Below are 987 nucleotides of genomic sequence, written 5' to 3' on the forward strand. Positions count from 1 at the left end.
CACCCCTTGCCCGCACCGCAGAAACAGGGTTGGCTGCGTTTCCGGTGCCAGACGCGAGAAAGTGGCGACAGACATGACGAAAAAACACCAAAAACGCAGCCGCTGGATATTACACTGATGCATAGTCATGCAGCCAGATGCATGCAGCGTAAAGTCACACTAAAATCAGCGCGAACGCCTTAAAAACCGGCAAATGCCTCTCCGGCAACTCACACAGCTCCATCACCAGGTAAAAACAGTTCAGCAGGGCTTCAATAACGTTGAGAATTTTCATCACTTCCTCCGGGATAAGTCACTACCATTCCGGTAGTCAGCCTATTTAGCAGGAACGCGATGAGCCCTTCTTCGTGCGGGCTGTCACCTCATCTTCGGACCATCGAAACTCTTCTGCTTCTGTCGGAGCGTCAGCTCCAGCTCGTTCTGACGCTGATACTCCAGTGCAGCCTTCTCCTCGATGGCATTCAGTTCCCGGACAAGCGGCGCAGCTGCTCGCTTAAACTCAGCACCTGCGTGCTCAAGTCCGACACGCGCTCGTTCAGCACCGCGTTCTCCCGTTGCATAAGACCACACATGCTCCGCCATTCCGCGAAGGCGCTCTCCCATTCGTCCAGCCTTTGCGAGTAGTCCTGCTGTAGCTGCTCTAATGCGCTCAGCAACTGCTTTTCCAGCTCTGTCATTTTCCGCTACTCCTGTTTCAGGCGGATCCATGTCGTCCCGTCGTAGGGGATGGCTTCGGCTTGCATCCCCGGCGGCAGGATAAGAAACCTCCGGCCGTCGCTGCTCTCCTGATAGCGCACTCCCCACGTCCGGGCGGTCATTTTCGCCAGGGTATCTTCCTGCTGACGAAGATGCGTGTAATTGTCGGTTATCTGCTGCCCCTGCCACCACAGAATGCTCCCGCTCGTGGCGATCAGCAGCGCTGACACCATCAGGATGGTGAGCCATGTCCTCCCGGCCGTCAGCAACACGCTCCGCCGGTTTTTCTCC

The 987-nt window shown here is 56.4% G+C and carries 1 protein-coding gene and 1 pseudogene; both read right to left on the reverse strand.

The genetic code is table 11. The features are described from left to right. Positions 1–461 precede the first annotated feature (461 nt). Entirely contained in the window at positions 462–677 is a 216-nt protein-coding gene (locus ACOTYB_RS24790) for an MbeD family mobilization/exclusion protein (protein WP_000137422.1), read from the reverse strand. A gap of 6 nt (positions 678–683) precedes the next feature. Then, a pseudogene (locus ACOTYB_RS24795) lies at positions 684–987 on the reverse strand (mobilization protein); the annotation flags it as partial.

Origin of the sequence: Enterobacter cloacae complex sp. IR5450 (assembly GCF_049238665.1) — a bacterium.
Taxonomy (GTDB): Bacteria; Pseudomonadota; Gammaproteobacteria; order Enterobacterales; family Enterobacteriaceae; genus Enterobacter; species Enterobacter hormaechei_C.

Bases quoted from the DNA above. Each gene is read 5' to 3' on its own strand.
- ACOTYB_RS24790 (WP_000137422.1), bottom strand. From the start codon at position 677: ATGACAGAGCTGGAAAAGCAGTTGCTGAGCGCATTAGAGCAGCTACAG.